The sequence below is a fragment of the Rhodococcus sp. DMF-1 genome, from assembly GCF_021441945.1.
GTDB lineage: Bacteria > Actinomycetota > Actinomycetes > Mycobacteriales > Mycobacteriaceae > Rhodococcus > Rhodococcus ruber.
Map to the genome: position 1 here is coordinate 673,537 of NZ_CP090442.1, position 18,906 is coordinate 692,442.

General features: G+C 70.5%; 14 protein-coding genes. 6 read left to right on the forward strand and 8 right to left on the reverse strand.

The window, feature by feature from the left end:
- Positions 1–31: 31 nt before the first annotated feature.
- On the reverse strand, positions 32–1,282 hold the full coding sequence (locus LZP97_RS03270) for an MFS transporter (protein ID WP_010592347.1): 1,251 nt from the start codon (positions 1,280–1,282) through the stop codon (positions 32–34).
- 48 nt (positions 1,283–1,330) lie between these two features.
- Between LZP97_RS03270 and LZP97_RS03275 the strand changes: the two genes are divergently transcribed.
- The 4 genes from LZP97_RS03275 (at position 1,331) to LZP97_RS03290 (ending at position 4,923) form a co-directional block, all read left to right on the forward strand.
- Entirely contained in the window at positions 1,331–2,173 is an 843-nt protein-coding gene (locus LZP97_RS03275; protein ID WP_010592346.1) for an IclR family transcriptional regulator, read from the forward strand.
- Between the two features lie 124 nt (positions 2,174–2,297).
- A complete protein-coding gene (locus LZP97_RS03280) occupies positions 2,298–3,368 on the forward strand; it encodes a cupin domain-containing protein (protein WP_010592345.1) in 1,071 nt (356 codons plus the stop codon).
- Positions 3,369–3,374: 6 nt separating this feature from the next.
- A complete protein-coding gene (locus LZP97_RS03285; protein WP_010592344.1) occupies positions 3,375–4,196 on the forward strand; it encodes a fumarylacetoacetate hydrolase family protein in 822 nt (273 codons plus the stop codon).
- Between the two features lie 10 nt (positions 4,197–4,206).
- On the forward strand, positions 4,207–4,923 hold the full coding sequence (locus tag LZP97_RS03290; RefSeq protein WP_010592343.1) for a maleylpyruvate isomerase family mycothiol-dependent enzyme: 717 nt from the start codon (positions 4,207–4,209) through the stop codon (positions 4,921–4,923).
- An 88-nt stretch (positions 4,924–5,011) separates the two neighbouring features.
- On the opposite strand, the gene LZP97_RS03295 is transcribed toward LZP97_RS03290, so the two are convergent.
- Positions 5,012–5,368 (reverse strand): excalibur calcium-binding domain-containing protein, encoded by a 357-nt coding sequence (locus LZP97_RS03295; protein ID WP_010592342.1) that lies wholly within the window; start codon positions 5,366–5,368, stop codon positions 5,012–5,014.
- A 203-nt stretch (positions 5,369–5,571) separates the two neighbouring features.
- Between LZP97_RS03295 and LZP97_RS03300 the strand changes: the two genes are divergently transcribed.
- Positions 5,572–5,934 carry a hypothetical protein gene (locus LZP97_RS03300; protein ID WP_040275664.1) on the forward strand — a complete coding sequence of 121 codons (363 nt, stop codon included), beginning with the start codon at positions 5,572–5,574 and terminating at the stop codon, positions 5,932–5,934.
- A 57-nt stretch (positions 5,935–5,991) separates the two neighbouring features.
- On the opposite strand, the gene LZP97_RS03305 is transcribed toward LZP97_RS03300, so the two are convergent.
- From LZP97_RS03305 to LZP97_RS03315, 3 genes are read right to left on the reverse strand one after another with little or no spacing between them, the layout of a single operon-like run.
- Positions 5,992–6,657 carry a response regulator transcription factor gene (locus LZP97_RS03305; RefSeq protein WP_017680492.1) on the reverse strand — a complete coding sequence of 222 codons (666 nt, stop codon included), beginning with the start codon at positions 6,655–6,657 and terminating at the stop codon, positions 5,992–5,994.
- On the reverse strand, positions 6,654–8,129 hold the full coding sequence (locus LZP97_RS03310) for a sensor histidine kinase (RefSeq protein ID WP_010592340.1): 1,476 nt from the start codon (positions 8,127–8,129) through the stop codon (positions 6,654–6,656). The genes LZP97_RS03305 and LZP97_RS03310 overlap by 4 nt, the downstream gene beginning before the upstream one ends.
- Positions 8,130–8,138: 9 nt before the next feature.
- Entirely contained in the window at positions 8,139–8,465 is a 327-nt protein-coding gene (locus LZP97_RS03315; RefSeq protein ID WP_225223171.1) for a hypothetical protein, read from the reverse strand.
- Positions 8,466–8,543: 78 nt separating this feature from the next.
- Between LZP97_RS03315 and LZP97_RS03320 the strand changes: the two genes are divergently transcribed.
- Positions 8,544–9,320, forward strand: coding sequence for an alpha/beta fold hydrolase (locus LZP97_RS03320; RefSeq protein WP_010592338.1), 777 nt, complete (start codon positions 8,544–8,546; stop codon positions 9,318–9,320).
- Between the two features lie 97 nt (positions 9,321–9,417).
- Here LZP97_RS03320 and LZP97_RS03325 read toward each other — a convergent pair whose 3' ends face one another.
- The 3 genes from LZP97_RS03325 to LZP97_RS03335 form a co-directional block, all read right to left on the reverse strand.
- Complete coding sequence (locus tag LZP97_RS03325; protein ID WP_010592337.1) at positions 9,418–11,283, reverse strand: 3-oxoacyl-ACP synthase III family protein; 1,866 nt, start codon at positions 11,281–11,283, stop codon at positions 9,418–9,420.
- A 50-nt stretch (positions 11,284–11,333) separates the two neighbouring features.
- Positions 11,334–12,167: a 3-oxoacyl-ACP reductase family protein gene (locus tag LZP97_RS03330; RefSeq protein WP_010592336.1), complete on the reverse strand. Its 834-nt coding sequence runs from the start codon at positions 12,165–12,167 to the stop codon at positions 11,334–11,336.
- An 889-nt stretch (positions 12,168–13,056) separates the two neighbouring features.
- Positions 13,057–18,540, reverse strand: coding sequence for an ATP-binding protein (locus LZP97_RS03335; protein ID WP_040275667.1), 5,484 nt, complete (start codon positions 18,538–18,540; stop codon positions 13,057–13,059).
- Positions 18,541–18,906 lie beyond the last annotated feature (366 nt).

Consider the following 18,906-nt stretch of genomic DNA (forward strand, 5'->3'; position numbering starts at 1 on the left):
CCTTGTGATCGGTATCGGGATGAGGGGTGGATCAGTGGGCGAGGATCGGGCCGCGCGGCGCGTCGTCGCTGACGGGGAATCGCTTCCACACGACGGTCAGCAGCAGCGAGGCGATCAGTGCGCTCACGGCGAAGAGGATGAAGTTGGAGTTCGCGCCCAGCCCGGCGGCGAGCAGCCAGCCGCCGATCTGCGGGGCCGCGACGGCGCCGATCCGGCCGACACCCAGAGCCCAGCCGAGCGCGGTGCCGCGCAGGTGGTCGGGGTAGTAGGAGGCCACCGCCGCGATGATCAGGCACTGCGTTCCGTGGGTGCCGACGCCGGCGAGCACGAAGATCGCGTACACGATCGCGGTGGGCGGGGAGAGCAGCAGGGCGAGCAGCGCGACACCGGCGACGAACGCGGCGACGATGCTCGTGGGCACGGTGCCGAACCGCACGCCGCCCCACGCGGTGATGAACGAGCCGGCCACCGCGCCGAGGTTCAGCGCGAGCGCGAAGGTCAGGGCGCTGCCGAGGTCGGTGCCGGTGTTCTGCATGAGCTTCGGCAGCCAGGTGCCCAGGCCGTACCAGGCGAGCAGCGTCACCACGGTGACGAGAGCGAACATGACGCTGATGGTCCGGAACCGCGACCCGAGCAGCTCGCGGAAGCCGCCGCCGGTGGGGGCGTCCGTCTTGGAATGCGTGTCGGGCAGGTACTTCAGCGCCAACGGCACCAGGACGAACAGGGGCACGAGGGCGAACAGGAACATCGGGCGCCAGCCCCAGTGGGGAATGACGGGGATGCCGAGCAGGGCCGCGACGGACCCGCCGATCGGCACGCCCGACATCATCATCGTCGCGACGGCCGCACGCCATCGCGGCGGGACCAGTTCGGCGGCCAGCGCGTTCGACGTGGGGACCAGGCCGCCGAGGCCCAGGCCGGCGATCAGCCGCATCGCCCCGAACATGATGGGGCCGGTGGCGACGGCGCAGAGCGTGGTGAACACCGACAGCACCACGACGCAGCCGATGACGGCCTGCTTGCGGCCGATCGCGTCGGACAGGCGCCCGGCGAGCACCGCGCCGATCATCATGCCGAGGAAGGCGAGGCTGCCGAGGGTGCCGGCGGTCGCGGCGCTGATGCCCCACTCGTCCTGGAGGCTCGAGATGACGTTGCCGTAGACGATGAGGTCGTAGCCGTCGAAGACGACGAACAGCCAGCAGACGATCACGGCGAGCGCTGTCCCGCGATGCAGGACGATCGTGCGGTCGCCGGTGGCGACGGCGTCGGGGGAACTGTGCATGCTTCTACCGTGATGCGCCCCACTCCGCCGCTGCAATAAAGTTCTGTTGTGCAGAAAAAACCGTCGGCGCCGAAGAGGGCGTCCAAGACCATCACCCGGCCGTCGTACGCGCTCGAGTCGGTAGACAACGCGCTGCGGCTGCTGCAGATGCTCCGCGACGTCGGCGCGCTGCGGCTCAAGGACGCCGCGGAGGAACTCGGGACGGCGCCGTCGACGGCCCACCGTCTGCTCTCGATGCTGGTCTACCGCGGGTTCGCCGTGCAGGACGAGAAGCGCCGCTACCATCCCGGGCCGGCGATGGGGGTGGGGCCCGCACAGCAGGGCTGGACGCGCGAGCTCGCCGACCTCAGCAGGCCGCACATGGAGGCGCTGGCGATCCTGACCGGCGAGACGATCAACCTCGTCGTCCGGGTGGGGTCGCAGGCCCGGTTCCTCTACTCCGCGGAATCCGAGTCGATGCTGCGGGTCGGCGACCGGCAGGGCCAGGTGCTTCCCGCGGAGCTCACCGCCGGTGGTCGAATCCTGTTGGCGGAGTTGCCGAGACAGACGCTGGAGCAGCTCTACCTGCGACCGCCCGAGGAGCCGCACGTCGATCCGCGCCCGACGGTGGGCTACGGGGTGGACCGCCGGCTCGCCCCCGGCGAGTTCGAGGTGTTCCTCACCGAGCTCGAGGCGGCCCGCAAGGTGGGGTTCGCCGTCAACGTCGAGCAGACGGAGGAGGGGGTCGCCGCGTTCGGCGTCGCCGTCCGCAACGGGCACGGGCGGGCGATCGCGGCGCTCACGGCGGCGGTGCCGATCACGCGCTACCGCCAGCACCTCGACGGCTCTCTCGTCTCCCGGATGCGGACCGCGATCCGGGGGATCGAGGTCGAGGTAGCGCACATCGAGTGACGCGGGGCGATGCGGCACGGATCGGGCCTCGGATTCCGTATAGCAGAATTGCATGGGCGGCGCGGGACCGGGCGACCTACGTTGAGAGCAACGCCGCAGGTGTCCCGCTTCACGAGGAGAGGTCATGACCGCAACCGAGAACACCGATCCCGAGCTGCAGCAGCTCTACACGGACTTCGAGGCCGAGCACCTCAACCCGCTGTGGACCCAGCTCGGCGACCTGATGCCGATGGTGCCGACGTCGAAGGCCGTGCCGTTCGTGTGGAAGTGGTCGACCCTGTACCCGCTCGCTCAGCGGGCCGGTGACCTCGTCCCTGTGGGCCGCGGCGGTGAGCGGCGTGCCATCGCCCTGGCCAACCCCGGACTCGGCGGCGTCCCCTACGTCACCCCCACGCTGTGGGCGGCGATCCAGTACCTCGGACCCAAGGAGACCGCGCCCGAGCACCGGCACTCGCAGAACGCCTTCCGGTTCGTCGTCGAGGGTGAAGGCGTGTGGACCGTGGTCAACGGCGATCCGGTGGCCATGTGCCGCGGCGACTTCCTGCTCACCCCCGGCTGGAACTTCCACGGGCACCACAACGAGACCGACCACCCGATGGCGTGGATCGACGGCCTCGACATCCCGTTCGTCAACTACACCGACACCGGGTTCTTCGAGTTCGGATCCGACGGCGTGACCGACGAGTCCACCCCCGACGTCTCCCGGTCCGAGCGGCTGTGGGTGCACCCGGGCCTGCGCCCGCTGGTCGGTCTCGACGCCAAGGCCAGCTCGCCGATCGCGTGCTACCGCTGGAAGTACACCGACGCCGCGCTGAACGAGCAGCTCGCCCTCGAGGACGAGGGCTACGCCGCCACCCCCGAACCGGGCCATGCCGCGATCCGGTACACCAACCCGACCACCGGCGGCGACGTCATGCCCACCATCCGCGCCGAGTTCCACCGGCTGCGGGCCGGCGCCCACACCCGCACCCGGCGCGACGTCGGCTCGACCGTGTTCCAGGTCTTCGAGGGCGAAGGCCGGTTCCACCTCGGCGGCACCGACCACGACGTCACCAAGGGCGACATGATCGTCGTGCCGTCCTGGGTGGAATGGTCGCTCGAGACCGACGGCGGCGTCGACCTGTTCGCCTTCTCCGACGCCCCCATCGTCGAACGCCTGCACTTCAACCGCACCTACATCTCCGAAGGAGCCTGACCCGACATGCGACTCGCCACCCTCCGCCTCGACGGCACCACCGCCGCCGTGCGCGTCGATTCCGACACCACCGCCACCGTCGTCGACGGCTACGCCGACCTGTCCGCACTGCTGGCCGACCCGACCTGGAAGACCGTCGCCGAGCAGGCCGCCGGCCGCACCGTCGACCTGACGGACGCCGACTACGCGCCGGTCGTGCCCAACCCCGGCAAGATCGTCTGCGTCGGCCTGAACTACGCCACCCACATCAAGGAGATGGGCCGCGACCTGCCCGAGTATCCGACGCTGTTCTCGAAGTTCAAGGAGGCCCTCACCGGCCCCTACGACGACGTGATCGTCCCCGAGTACGCCGCCGGTCAGCTCGACTGGGAGGCCGAGCTGGCCGTCGTGATCGGCAAGCAGGCGTACCAGGTGTCCGAGGCCGACGCCGAGCAGTACATCGCCGGCTACTCGGTGATCAACGACTACACGATGCGCGACTACCAGTACCGCACGCTGCAGTGGGACCAGGGCAAGACCTTCGAGAAGACCAGCGGCTTCGGTCCGTTCCTGAGCACCGACTACACCCTCGGCAGCCGCATCGAGACCCGGCTCGAGGGTGAGGTCATGCAGTCGGCCACCACCGACGACCTGGTGTTCACCCCGGCCAAGCTGGTGGACTACATCTCCCACATCGTCACCCTGCAGCCCGGCGACGTCATCATCACCGGCACCACCGGCGGGGTGGGGCACGCCCGCAAGCCCGCCCGCTACATCGGCGACGGGGAGACGGTCGAGGTCAGCATCGAGGGCCTCGGTACGGTGCGCAACAAGACCGTCGTCAAGTAGGAGCATGCCTGTGGGGTTCAACGATCTCGACCTGTCCGAGCGGCTGCTGATCGCCCGGCGCGGCACCGCGTACTTCTCCCAGCGGCTCGCCGAACTCACCGACGACGAGCTGGACACCCCGACCGCGCTCGAGGGATGGACCCGCAAGCACCTCGTCGCGCACGTCGGCTACAACGCCGCGGCGTTGTGCCGGCTCATGGACTGGGCGGCCACGGGCGTCGAGACACCCATGTACGCCTCCACCGAGCAGCGCGCCCAGGAGATCGCCGAAGGCGCCACCCTGAACGCCGCGGCGCTGCGGAACCTGTTCGCCCACACCGTGGCCCGGCTCGACGAGAAGTGGCGGCACCTGCCGGAATCGGCGTGGCAGGCACAGGTCCGCACCGCACAGGGCCGGATGGTGCCGGCCGAGGAGACCGCGTGGATGCGCACCCGCGAGGTGTGGATCCACGCGGTGGACCTGGGCAACGGCGCGCGCTTCGGCGACTTCCCGCCCGTCGTCCTCGACTCGCTGCTCGACGACGTCGTGGGCATGTGGCGCAGGAAGGACCTCGGGGCCGGTCTCGTGCTCGAGGTGGAGGGGCGCGCCCCGATCGCGGTCCGCGACGATGCCGCCACGACCGCGAAGGTGAGCGGCCCGCTCGCCGCCGTCGTGCGCTGGGCCGCCGGGCGCGGCGCCGTCGGACTCACCGCCGGCGCCGACGAACAACCGCCGCGCTGGCTCTGACCACCGCGCCGGCTCCGACCACCGCATATTGCAACGGGGGCCTGCGACCGGCGACGGTCGCAGGCCCCCGTTGTCGTGGAGGGCGGTCCTAGCGGGGATCGACCTCGCACGCGACGCCGTCGTCGTCGCGGTCCAGCTTCGGCGCATAGCCGGGCTCGTCCCGGTACAGCGGTGCCACGCCCGCGTTCCACGCCTCCGTGCAGTTCTTGTAGCCGGCGCTCGGCGCAGGGGCCGGGGCCGCCTGGGGCGCCGGGGCGGGGGCGGGAGCCGGCGGCGCGGCCTGGGGTGCCGGGGCGGGTGCCGGCGGCGCGGGCTGCGGAAACAGGAAGTCCGCGGAGCCGGTGGGCAGCAGGTCTGCGAGCGAGAAGGCGTTCGCGGTGGCCGGCGCGGCGACGACGAGGGCAGCGCACCCGGCCGCGGTGGCGACGAGTCGACGAATCTTCATGCGTGTCTCTTTCTCTCGGGACGACGCACGGACCGGGGGATCCGTGCGGTCGATCGATTGTCCGTGCGGCGCCTCGCAGCACAGCACCCACCCCCCGGTTTTCGATCATGAGAACTCCCTCATGCCGGTCTCCCCGAGGTTTCACGCGCGGGATCGAGAGTGGGTGTTGCGCAACAGGGCGCACCACCGACAGGAGGTTGGTCATGGAGTTCGGCAGGAAGTGGATCGCGGTAGGCGCTCTCGCCGCGGCGGCGACCCTCGGTGCCGCGGGGGTCGCGACGGCAGACGATTCCGACGACACCCCTCGCGTCCCGGCGACGTCGGCGCCCCAGCCCGGTGCCGCCGCGGTCGTCGTCCCGCCGGGGGACGGGTGGCCCGCGATCGACGTGACCACCTGCGAGGGGTGGTTCGACGACTGGGACGACGCGTACCCCGACTACGTCGAGGAGCACTTCGAGGCGTGGGACGACCGCTGTGACGACCTCGACGACGACGGCAACGACCGGGACGACGACCGAGACGACGACGGCAACGACGATTGGGACGACGACCGGGACGACGACTGAGTCATCGACGGCGCGGGGGCGCGGCCGCGTGCCGACGCCTCCCGCGCCGCCGGCAGGTCAGGGGTGCGCGAGCAGTCGATAGCCCATCCCGCGCACCGTCTCGATACGTCCGGCGCCGATCTTGGCCCGCAGGTACCGCACGTAGACGTCGACCACGTTGGAGCCGGGGTCGAAGTCGTACCCCCACACCTGCGAGAGCAGCTGTTCCCGGCTCAGCACCTGTCCCGGGTGCCGCAGGAACGCCTCCGCGAGAGCGAACTCGCGGGCCGAGAGGTCGACCGTGCGCCCGTCGACCCCGACCTGGCGGGTCCGCAGGTCCAGGCTCAGGTCCCCGTTGCGCAGCACCGTCGTTTCTGCGCCGCGATCGGGGTTGAGCCGCAATCGGATCCGGGCCACGAGTTCCTCGAACTTGAACGGCTTCGGCATGTAGTCGTCGGCGCCGCCCTCGAGGCCCGCCACCACGTCCTGCACGCTGTCGCGGGCGGTCAGCACGATCACGGGGAGGGTCGAGCCGTCGCGTCGCAGCAGGGCCAGCACCGCGAAGCCGTCCATCTGCGGCAGCCCGATGTCGAGCACCATCAGGTCGTGGTCGCCGCTGCGTGCCCGCCCGTACGCCGTGACCCCGTCGGCGACGACCTCGGTGCTGAATCCGTTGGCGCGCAGGCCCTTCTCGATGAAGGACGCGATGCGCTGCTCGTCCTCGGCGATCAGGATCCTGCTCATGGGTACTCTCCTGCGGCGTCCGGCCCGGTGGCGACGGGCTCGACGGGAACGGTGACGGTGAACGTGGAGCCCTGGCCGGGCACGCTGCCGACGGTGACCCGGCCGCCGTGCGCGACGGCGATGGCACGCACGATGGACAGGCCGAGTCCGGCGCCCTCGGAGCGGACGCTGCCCGAGTCGCCCCGCGCGAACCGATCGAAGATCACGGCCTGATCTGCCGGGTCGATTCCGGAGCCGGTGTCGGACACCCAGAAGCGGAGCTCGCGGTCGGAGAACTGTGTTCCGAGGCCGATGCGGTCGCCCGGCTCGGTGTGATGACTTGCGTTGTCCGCCAATGCGAGCACGGCCTGCGTGATGCGTTGCGCGTCCAGTTCGACGGACACCGGCGACGACGTCTCGAGCCGCCAGTCCCGGTCGGCGAGACGACGTGCCTTGTCGAAGATCTCCGCCGTCAACTCCGCGACGTCGACCCGGTGCGGCCGGACGAATGCCGGCTGTTCCGCCCGCGCGAGCAGCAACAGGTCCGACACGATCCGGTTCATGCGTTCGAGCTCGTCGTCCACCAGCGCGACGGTCTGGCGCACGTCCTCGGCGTCCTGGGCATCCATGACCTCGAGGTGTCCGCGCACGATCGTGATGGGCGTGCGCAGTTCGTGACCCGCGTCGTCGAGGAAGCGACGCTGTGCCGCGACTCCGGTTTCGACCCGGTCGAGCATCGCATTGAGAGTCGTTGTCAGAGCGGAAATCTCGTCCCCTGGACCCGGTGGTTCCGGAATGCGGCCGGACAGGTCGGTGTCGGTGATGGATTGGGCGGTGGCCGTGATGTTGCGGACCGGGGCGAGGATCCGCCCGGCGAGCAGCCAGGCGGCGCCGGCCGCGGCCAGGGCGGTCAGGGCACCGCCGAGCACCATGAGCCGGGCGGTGTCCGCTGCGCTCTCGCGTTCCTGGTCGGCGAAGTACGCGGCGACGACGACTCCGCGGGCGGGGTCGCCGTCGAGCCCGACCGGCACGGCGAGGTACAGGACCTCGCCCGCACCGCTCTCGTAGGAGCCCTCCTGGGGCGCGGTGACCGATCCGGCGACCGCGGTGAATCCGGCGTCCTCGGCGAGCCGGATCGGTGCCTGCTCCCGGCTCTGGAACCGGAACTGCCCGTCGACGTAGCCGAGGAACTTCTCGTTGGGGCGCGCGAGGTTGTAGGTGATGACCACCCGGAGTACGTCGGCGACGTTCGCGAAGGGCGCACCGGTGGCGGGGTCCACGCCCGATTCGGTCAGCGCGGTGAACTCGGCGATCTCGGTGCGCAGCGAGTCGAGCATGCGCTGGTCGATGGAGCGGATCATCAGTAGCCACGTCAGGCCGCTGACGACGGCCAGTGCGCACAGCACCAGCAGCAGGACCCATCCGGTGATGCGGGTACGTGCGCTGCGGAATCGAGGTCGCCGGATGCTCGGCAGCGACCGGCCCGGACTCACGTGGCGATCCTACCCGTCCCGATCGTCGAGGTCGTCGTCCCAGTCGTCGTCGAGGTCGTCCTGATCGTCGTCCCGATGGTCGTCGTCCCGATGGTCGTCGTCCCGGTCGTCGGCGGGCGGGGGCGGGACCAGCCCACCGGGCACGGTGGGGGCAGAACCGCGGGACTGCTCGGCCGGCGCGGAGGGGCTGGGGGCCGGCGCGACGACGGCGGGCGCGACGATGGGGGAGCGGGGCATCGGCTCCGACGGCGGGGACGGCCGCAACGTCAGCCAGGCGAGCAGACCGACGCCCACGGCGGCGGCGACGGCGATCGCGGCGGTCCACACTGTTCGCATGACTCCACGGTGCGGCCGCGGCGTGACGCGCGAATGAGAGAGGGATGAGAAGATTCTCATCCGGAAGGGGTGGATCCCATGACCGAGGTGTGCAGGGTCGCGTTCGACGACGTCGACCTCGAAGTGCTCGTCGACGGAACCGGACCGGCCGTGGTGTTGCTGCCGTCGCTCGGCCGTGACACGTACGAGTTCGCACCGATCGCCCGGGACCTTGCCGAGGCCGGGTTCCGTGCGATCCGGCCCCAGCCGCGCGGCGTGGGCACGAGTCGCGGTCCGCTCGACGACCTCGACCTGCACGACCTCGCCCGCGACGTCGCCGAGGTGATCGAGCGGCTGGGTGCGGGCCCGGCCGTCCTCGCCGGGCACGCCTTCGGCCACTACGTCGCGCGGGTCCTCGCGGCGGATCGACCCGATTTGGTGCGTGGGGTCGCGATTCTCGCCGCGGGTGCCCGTCGATTTCCGGATTCGCTCACCGAGCGCGTCGCCAAGTGCTCCGACCTGTCGCTGCCGGATTCCGAACGGCTCGAGCACCTGCGGGCGGTGTTCTTCGCGGACGGGCACGACCCGTCGGTCTGGCTCGACGGCTGGTGGCCGGAGGCGATCGTCGCGCAGCGCCGCGCGATGGCCGCCACCGACAAGGAATCCTGGTGGCCGGTCGCGCCGTCGCCGCTGCTGGACGTGCAGGCCGGCGACGACGTGTTCCGTCCGGCGTCGACGCGGGCGGAGCTCACGGACGAGTTCGGCGCCGACCGGGTCACCGTCGTGCTGGTTCCCGGTGCGGGACATGCCCTGATCCCGGAGGTTCCGCACGAGGTCGCGAGGGCGATCGTCGACTGGGTCCGCACGTTGCCGTAGCAGAGCGCCGGCAGAACACAGCCGCTCGGCCCCCAGTCGTCCGCCACTGCGATTGCAGCAGCGGACGACTGGGGGCCCGCGCGGGTAGCCGGGCCGGCTACTGTGCGATCGCCACGACCGCCGGGTCGATCCGCATCACCGAGTAGCCGGCGACGGCACCGGCACCGAAGCCGGGTGCGAAGATCCGGACGGGCTCGGTGATGACGCCGTCGCGGACCGCGTCGTGGATTGCGAGCGGGATGCTCGCCGACGACGCGTTGCCGACCTGCTCGATGTTGAAGTACAGCCGGTCCGCCGCGAGTCCGGCCTTCGCCGCCAGGTCGATGATCATCGTCTTGTTCGCCTGGTGCGGGACGACCAGATCGATGTCGTCGAGCAGCGACTCGCTCTCGTCGAGGCCGGGCAGAGCGCGGACCTCGTCGAGCATCTGCGTGAGGTAGCGGCCCGCGAGGCTCTTGACCTCCGGCCCGTACACCGTGATCGCGTTGTCGAAGTCCGGGTTGGGCCAGATGATCGAGTTGACCTCGCTGGTGGGTCCACTCGCGTAGGTCTGCAGGTACTCGATGTCGGGTTCGGCACCCTCGGGGGCGACGCCGACGACGAGCGCGGCCGCACCGTCACCGAAGATCATCCGGGACGGACGGACACTGCCGATCTTGTCGGAGAACTTCTCCACGCAGACCACGAGGACGGGACGACGGATATGCTGCAGGATCCGGGTCGCCTCGGCCAGCCCGTACGGCAGTCCCGCGCACGCCGCGACCAGGTCGAACGACGCGTGCGTCTGGGCGATACCCAGTTCGCCGGACAGGTACGTCGCGAGCGAGGGGATGAGCCGGTCGCTGGTGCAGGTGCACACCAGCACCGCCCCGATGTCGGCCGGGCCGACCTGTGCCTTCTCGACGGCCGCGCGGGCCGCCTGCAGGGCGAGCTCGGAGAACGAGCCCGACGTGTAGCGGCGCTGCTCGATCCCGGTCTTGGCGGTCACCTCGTCGGCGGTCATGGCCGACCAGTTGTACGCCGAGTTGCGGATCAGGTCCTCGTTGGTGCACACCACGTCACCGTGCGCGACGGCGAGCGCCTCGATGCGCGGCTGCACCGCGAAGTCGCGGCGCACGTCGATCGTCGGGTACGGCGTGGCCGGCGGGACGGGCTCGACGGCGGCGCGCTGGGGCGCCGGCGCAGTCCGGCCCGAGGTGACCCGCGAGATGAACCGCTGCACGTGCCGGTCGCGGGGGTGGAACACCACGACGTAGTCGTCGTCGCGGAGCTGCCCCACCTCGACGAGTTCGACCTGCTTGCGGTCCCAGGGCTGCTGGTTGTGCAGCACCATCGACCAGCGCCGCAGCGCCTCGAGCGCGGGGACGTCCTCGTGGCAGTCGAGGATCTCGTCGTAGCTGTAGACCCGGAAGTTCGGGTCGTAGCTGCCGAGGCGCAGCGTCATGTTCTTCGGGTCGGCGGTGAGCTGCGCGACGGTCGGCTTGACCGTCGGCAGGGCGCCCGCGACGTGCTTGCGGGCGGCGAAGACGTCGAAGACGGTCTCGAAGATGCAGTCCTCGGCGGCGTCGTCCCAGCCGGCGGGCAGCTGCCGGAAGGCGGCTTCGACCTCGGCGACCTTGCTCTCCTGATCGGGCCAGGGCGTGAGGACCGGCATGTACAGGTCGTCGCGGGTGCGCGGCACGTCGGCCCATCGGGTCGGCCGCTTGTCGAACATGGTGAGCGCGAAACGGTTGGCCCAGTACGCATTCAGTGCGACATCACGCAGGAGTTCGACCTTGTTGCGGTAGTCGCCCCGCGTGTGGCGGGCGAGGATCTCCGAGGCCGTCGGCGCCTTGGTGTCGAAGTCGCGGCGGATCACGGAGTCGAGCTGCTCGACGTCGGTGACGGTCGAGAAGTCGATGTCGGGAAAGAAATTGGACGGGAAGACGATTCGCCCGTGGCGGTTCGTTTCGAAGGGCTGCATGTGCCGGGCCGTTCAGTCGTGGGTGAGTTCGTGGAGCCGGGACGGCCGGGTCACATGTCCAGTCCGCCGTTGACGCCCCACACCTGACCGGTGATGTAGGACGAGGCGTCGGCGGCGAGGAAGTGCACGACGCGGGCGATCTCCTCGGGATCGGCGAGGCGGTTGACCGGAATGGTGCTCTTGATGCGGTCGAGGACCTTCTCCGGGATGGACTCGACCATCTCGGTCGCGACGAAGCCCGGGGTGACGGCGTTGACGGTGACGCCGATGCTGTCCGGGGTGAGCTTGCCGGAGCGGGCCAGCGCGAACGCCGCCTCCTTGGCGAGGGTCTTGGTCAGGCCGAACATGCCGGCCTTGGACGCCGCGTAGTTGGCCTGGCCGATGTTGCCGGTCTCGCCGATGACCGAGGAGATGTTGACGATGCGTCCCGTGCCGCGCTCGAGCATGTGCCGCAGCGCCGCCTGGGCCAGGAAGAACGTGCCGGAGAGGTTGGTGGCGATGACGTTGTTCCAGTCGTCGTCCTCCATCTTCAGCACCGTGCGGTCGATGGTGATGCCGGCGTTGTTGATCAGGATGTCCAGACGGCCGTGCCGCTGGATGACCTCGTCGATGGTGCGACGGCAGTCGTCGGCGTTCGCGACGTCGCCCTTGTGCACGCTGTACTCGACGCCGTCCTGGCCGTGAGCCTGGATGCCCGCGAGGAACTGGTCGGCCTGGGCGGTGTTGCGGCCGTACCCGGCAGCCACCGTGGCGCCCTGGGCGGCGAGGCTGCGGCTGATGGCCGCGCCGATGCCGCGCGTTCCACCGGTCACGAATGCGACCCGGCCCCGCAGCTTGGTGCCGGCGGCGGTGGTGCGGGACGACGGTTCGATGGTGCTGGTCATGTCGGTTCTCCCTCGAATGCGGCGAGCTCGACGGATGCCGTCGAGTACAGATGTGTCGGACCGGTGATACCGGTGTCCCGAGCGTCGGTGCCCGGAATCCGGCCGGCGTGGCTGCTACCGCGAGATGCTGATGTGAGCGCCCCTGCACGCTCCGCGATATTCGCCCCTGCCAACCGAATTCACGTAGATGCTCCGCTCGTTCTCCCCTGTCGACACCAATGATGCAGCATTGCGCCCGGTGTGTCATGTCCGACGGCAAATATCTTGTGCAGGGCCATGACTTACGCTAACGACATTGAATACTGTTGTTCGGCAAGGAGTTACGGTCGAATCTCGGCCGTTGTTCACCTACCGGCCGACTGCATGTCCGTTCCGGGACCTTTGCCACAAAACGCAACGGCCGGAGGGTGGTTCGAAATGGCGCGCGATGCTACCCGGCGGTCAGGACTACGTCGTACATGCAGCCGGTTTGTCGGAGACTCGATGTGATCGAGTTCGAATCGACTGTATGACAACAGCATTCGATAGGGAGCGCCCACGGAGCGGTCCGGCAGCGACCGTGCTCGCTCGGTAGCACCGAGTGCCAACAGGGTGCATGTAGCGGCATCGACCGGGGTCGTGCGCGGTGAAATCCGGTACCCATACCCCCACTTCCTCAAACCTGTGAGCTTGCTCACCATCCAACGATTTTCGGGCCTGGGCCCCCCCGATCCGGGGGTGGTGGGCACGAGCGGACCGACTCGACCGGATGTCCCCAGGGCGTCGGACAGCCGCCCCGGGCGGGGGAGGTACCGGGGACGGCCGGCAGAGGCCGTGACGGGCTCCTCGGGGCACGAGAAAGGGCCCCGCACCGGCAATCTGTGCGAGGCCCTTTCGGGGGTCGTGCTGCTTACTGCGCGAGCACCTTCGCCATGCCCCGCTCGACGGCGGCGACGATCTCCGGCCGCAGGCCCGCCGCGGGGATGATCGAATGCACGGAGCCGACCTGCTGGGCGCGCTGGATGTTGTGGATGGCCTCGAACTCCGCAGCCACCTCACCGAGCTTCTCCGACCGCACCGCGGTGCGCTGCGTCGCCAGCTCGACCCGCAGGCGGGCCTTCTCGCCGTCCTCGGCCGCAGCGAGCTGCGCCTCGAGCTCGGTGATCCGCGGATCGGCCGCGGTGCGCGCATTGACGTCGCGGGTGAACACCACCGCCGCGGCGGGGGCACCGCCGAGCACGGAGGCGAACGAGCCCTCCACCGCGAGCACCTCCATGTTCTCGTTCAACGCGCCGGAGAACACCACGAAGGCACCGCCGTGGTAGCGGGAGACCACGACGAAGACGATCGGGCCGTCGAAATTGACGATCGCCCGGCCGATCTCGGCGCCGTTCTCGAGCTGCAGGTTGCGCAGCGACTCGGGGGAGCCGTCGAACCCGGACAGGTTCGCGAGCACCACCACCGGCCGGTTGCCGCTCGCCGCGTTGATCGCCCGCGCGGTCTTCTTCGACGACTTCGGGAACAGCGTGCCCGACGTCCACTGGTCCGGCCCGTCGGTGGGGAACCAGCCCTTGCGGGAGATCGCGCGGGACTCGATGCCGATCACGGTCACCGCGTTGCCACCGAGGTGCGCGTCGAACACCACCGACGTGTCGGCGTCGGCCATGTCCGCCCACCGCTCGAGCACCGGATGGTCCTGGTCGACCACCGCGCGCATCACCGTGCGGATGTCGAAGGGCTTCTTGCGGTCCGGGTTGGTCTCCGCGGAGAAGATGTCGCCCACCGTCGTGAAGTCGCTCGACGGATGCACGTGCGGGTACACCCGCACGTCGCGGTCGACCGGGTCGACGGTCTCGGCCTTGCGGGGGAACCGCTCGCCCGGGGCGAGGTAGGCGTGCTCGTAGTGCCCGAAGAGCACCTCCACCGCCGCCGACAGGTTCGGCGCCCAGTACTGCGCCTGACCGTTGGGGCCCATGACGCGGTCGTAGCCGCCGATGCCGAAGTTGTCCTCGGCCGAGACGCCACCGGAGTAGTCGAGGGACTGCTTGCCGGTCAGCACCATCGCGCTGTCCGGGGTCATCACCAGGATGCCCTTGGTGTGCATGAGCATCGTCGCCTCGGCGTTCCAGTACGGCTGGGCGCCGACGTTGATGCCGGTGACCACGACGTTGATCTCGCCGCCGCCCTGGGTGAAGGTGATGATGCGGCGCAGGGCCCGCGAGACCCAGTCCATGTTCTCGGTGCCGGACTCCATGGAGATCGTGGCGCCGGAGGACAGCGCGAACCACTCGACGGGGACGCCGAGCTGCTCGGCCAGGTCGATCGCGGCGACGACCCGCGCGCACTCGGCCTCCGCGACGGTGCCGAGCGCCTTCGTCGGATCACCGAACAGCGCCACGCGGGTCATGCCCTCCGGGTACCGCGACGTCGGGGTGGTGACCAGCCCGACGACGAGCCCGGCCGTGTTCCGGCCGTACGGGCGCTGCACCGGCACCACGGCACCGGACTCGTCGAGGTCGTACTCGACGAAGCTGCCGCTCCTGCCGGTGAGCAGCGGGACCAGCTCGTACGGGTACACGGTGCCGCGGGCACGCGAACGCTGCACCTTCTGGGTGTACTCGTCGAGCGGCTGCAGCGGCTCCTTCGGCGGATCGGTCACGCGCACCACCACGCCGGCGCCGGAGCGGTACGAGAACCGCAGGGCCACCTCACGGGCCTCGGCGTCGGCGGTCTCCCGCCACCAGCCGATGACGGTGATCTCCTCGAGCCCGGCGCCGACCGTGAGCGGGGCCGCCCCACGGCTGACGCGCTTGAGGTCGTCGATGCTCAGGTCCACCTCGGGCCACACGAACAGCACCACGCGGTTCGCGTCGAGGCGGCGCTTGCCGCGGCCGGCCTGCGACCGGCGGATGGCGTCGAGGCAGCTCGACAGGGCCCGCTCGAACGCGGGCAGCCCCACGATCGTGCCGGTCTCGTCGCGCTGCGGGGTCAGGTCCCGCACCTCGGCGAGGGCGATGAGCCGCTCGTCGGACGGATTCTCGTTCGCCGCAATGTGATACAGGTACGAGTCCGGGTTCGCCGGCAGGCGGGTACCGACGAAGTTCTTCAGCCGCCACAGGTCCAGACGCTGACCGGTGAGCGGGTGCATGTCGCGGATGTTGGCTTCCTCCGCGTACCCGGTCTCGAACGGCCGGAACGTGAAGACGTGCTCCTCGGCCCGGTCGGTGTGGCACACCGTCACCGTGACGCGGCGGGCGGAGGCGGTCACCGCGCGCTCGGACAGCACCGCGCGGAGCGACTCGGCCTGCGCGTCGGCGTCGGCGGGCGCGTCGTCCCAGGCGAGGTACAGGTCGATCACCAGGTTCTCGGTGCCGGGCAGGGTGCCCGCCGACTCGTCGACGATGTCCAGTGCCGCCCCGAGCTCGGCGTGCCGGGCCTCGGTGGAGATCAGGTACAGCCGGGTGCCGCGCAGATCGAAGTTGCCGGTGACGAACTGCCGGCCGCCGCGCACGTCGGACTGCACCTGCTCGAGCGTGCGGATCTTGTAGGCGCGACGGGTGATGACCTCGAGCAGCGGCCCCGGAACGGTCTCCGGCCGGGCGATCTGCTGCGCGAGCAGGTCGATCAGCGGCTCGGGCGTGGCCACGAGGGACTCGACCCGCTGCGCGTGGTCGGCGGCGCCGGGGTTGTCGGCGAGGTGGGCGAGGCTGCCGCGGACCCCGTCGTACACCTGCTCGCGGACCTTGCGGATCACCGGCTCCTCGAACAGGCGGTAACGCAGGTTGCGGGCGGCGTCGCCGATCACCGGGAACCGCACCTGGGTGGCGACGATGAGCCGGTCGAGGACCTCGTTGAGTTCCTGCGAGATGCCGGCCGGTCCCTCGGTCTCCGCGAGCCAGCGCTCGAGCAGCGCCGAGACCACCGGCACCTGCGTCTCGATGCGCTGCTGCGCGAGGAACAGCCGGTAGACGGCCTCCTCGAGCTCGGGGGTGCGGTCCAGCTCGGTGACGTCGTAGTGCCGCAGCGCCTGCGCCAGCCGGGCCCGGAAGCTCTCGGGCAGGCCGCCGACCTCGACGTCGAGGGACTGCAGGTAGCCGTGGAAGTGCTCGCGGGGGCTGTGCACCCGCTCGTCGCCGGTCTCCTCGTCCTGCGTCGGGCGGTTGCGCGAGAGCTCGCACACGTCGGCGAACGTGGTGAGCAGGGCCAGCTCGGCGCGCACCAGGTCGCAGTTCTCGGTGGTCTCGCCGCGCAGCCGGTCGTACTCGGCGAGCAGCGTCGCGGTGCGCTTGCCGGAGACGTCGTAGCCGGTGACGAGCGCTTCGAGGGCGTCGAGCCGGGCCAGCGCGTCGGCCGCGGCGTCGCCGGTGACGACAGCGGCGGGCGCGGGGAACTGCACGCGCTCGACGGTCTCGGTGACGGCCTCCTCGGCGATCTGGTCCACCCGCAGGAGCGGCGTGCCCGCGTCGACCTGCGAGTTGACCACGGCGAGGACCTCGCGGACGCGGCCGGCGAACGGCGCGCGCACCGCGGTCTCCATCTTCATGGACTCGAGCACCACCAGGGTCTGGCCTGCCTCGACCTCGTCGCCGGGCGCGACCGGCACGGCGACGACGACGGCGGGGGCGGGGGTGCGCACGACGCCGGCCTCGTCCTGGCTGATCTGGTGGCTGATGCCGTCGACCTCGACGAGGTAGCCGGTGGCGCCGGCGATCGAGACGACGTGGTGGCGGCGGCCGGCCAGGACGAGCCGGGACTCGAACTGTCCGAGCCGGTCGACGTCCACCTCGAGTTCGCCATTGCCGGCGTCGACGCGGTAGCGGTGCGGGCCGACCTGTCCGACGAGCAGCTCGTACGCCTGGCCCTGGTAGCTCAGCTCGACCTTGCGGCCGACGGAGTGCCGGGCGCGGGGGCGGCCACCGCGGGCGGAGGTGAGGAACGCGGCGCGCTCGTGGGTCTCCTCGGCGTCGTAGACGTCGACGGCGGTGGCGATCAGCGCGATGTCGGCCACCCGGGACGGCCCGGTGGCGGTGCCGGCGCCGGTGCGGTCGAGCCAGCCGGTGTCGGCCGAGGCGGAGATCACCTCGTCGCGGTCGAGCAGGTCGAGCAGGAACGACTTGGTGGTGGTGCCGCCCTCGAGGACGACGGTGGTCTCGCGCAGCGCGGTGCGCAGGCGGGCCAGGGCCTCGTCGCGGTCGCGGCCCCACGCGATGATCTTGGCGACCATCGAGTCGTAGTCCGGCGGGATGACGTCGCCCTGGGCGATGCCGGTGTCGACGCGCAGGCCGGACCCGAGCGGGAACTTGAGCAGCTGCACGGAGCCGGGGGCGGGGGCGAAGCCGTTGTCGGCGTCCTCGGCGTTGAGCCGGGCCTCGACGGCGTGGCCGAACTCGGGCGGGCAGTCGCCGGGCAGCGTCTCCCCGGAGGCCACGAGGATCTGCAGCTTGACCAGGTCGATGCCGGTGGTGGCCTCGGTGATGGGGTGTTCGACCTGCAGGCGGGTGTTGACCTCGAGGAAGGTGAAGATCTTCAGGTCGGGCTGGTAGAGGTACTCGACGGTGCCGGCGCCGCAGTAGCCGGCGGCGCGCACGAGGTCGGCGGAGACCGAGCGCAGGTGGTCGGCCTGCTCCTTGGTCAGCAGCGGCGACGCCGACTCCTCGATGACCTTCTGGTTCTTGCGCTGGATGGAGCAGTCGCGCACGCCCGGCGCCCAGACGTTGCCGTGGGCGTCGGCGATGACCTGGACCTCGACGTGGCGGGCGTCGGTGACGAGACGCTCGATGAACACCACGGGGTCGCCGAACGAGCGCTCGGCCTCGCCCTGGGTGCGCTCGAGGGCGAGCTCGAGCTCGTCCTCGGAGTACACCTTGCGGATGCCGCGGCCGCCGCCGCCGGAGCGGGCCTTGATGATCAGCGGGTAGCCGATGGCCTGCGCGTGCCGGCGGGCGTCGGCGCGGGTCTCGACCGGTCCACCCGACCACGGGGCGACCGGCACGCCGACCTTCTCGGCGAGCAGCTTGGCCTCGACCTTGTCGCCGAGCAGGCGCATGGCCTCGGCCGACGGGCCGATGAAGGTGATGTTCAGGCGGGCGCAGACCTCGGCGAAGGCGGGATCTTCGGCGACGAAGCCCCAGCCGACCCACACGGCGTCGGCCTCGGCCTCGAGGAGGGCGCGCTCGAGTTCGGCATGGTCGAGGTAGGGGGTGGCGGCCGTGGTGGACGGCCGCAGGGTGACGTCCTCGTCGGCCTGGCGGACGAACATCGCCCGCCGCTCGGCCTCGGTGTGCAGGGCGATCGTCTTGATGTCGTAGTCGTGCTCGGAGTTGAGCTCCCGGACTGCTCTGATGAGACGTACTGCCGCCTCACCTCGGTTGACCACCGCGATCCGTTTGAACATACTCGTTGCCACCGTTCTCCAGGTTTGTGCGCGCTCGTGCGACGCTCGTCGAAGCTTCTCGCCAGTGAGTGAAGAAAGTTAACCGATGCCGAGGCCCACGTCACGGGTTGATAACGCGAGCAAGAACATGTATCGGTCGGCTCCTCGTGTCGGCGTATGCGTGCGGACGTGTGCGCCGACTGTCCCGGCGGGTGCCTGGGAGTCGGCGGACAGGCGGTCGGCCTCGTCCCGCGGACCGTCGTCGTCGACGGCCGAGTGCCCCCCGGTGGGGACGATCCTTCCGCTAACAGCATGAAGGAAACATGAGGGTTTGTCACGTTTTAGGGCCTCGGGGTCCGGGTTCGGTGGCTCTCGTCGGATATACCG